The organism is Kitasatospora sp. MBT63, assembly GCF_000710465.2.
In the GTDB taxonomy this organism is placed as follows: Bacteria; Actinomycetota; Actinomycetes; order Streptomycetales; family Streptomycetaceae; genus Kitasatospora.
Window position 1 is genome coordinate 1 of sequence record NZ_JAIZ01000183.1, and the last position, 202, is coordinate 202.

1 protein-coding gene is annotated in these 202 nt (G+C 71.8%); it reads right to left on the reverse strand.

All coding sequences use genetic code 11. The features are described 5' to 3' along the window. Positions 1-202, reverse strand: a 202-nt coding sequence (locus tag AA75_RS49235) for a hypothetical protein (protein ID WP_158515488.1), incomplete at both ends; no start/stop codon positions are given.

Here is a 202-nt window from a genome sequence, read left to right on the forward strand (position 1 = left end):
GGCTGGCGTACGTGGCGAACACCGTCACCCGCCCCGGCCCAGCCGTCCAGCGGATCAGCTCCACCGGATCAGTGGTGCACCGCACCCCCGGCTGCTCACTGCCCTTGAGCGAGCAGAGCCCCACCATCCGCCCGCCGTGACCCTCCCGCTTCCAGACCTCCACCGTCTGCTCCAGCAGCGGCAGCGAGGGCACCAGCACCAG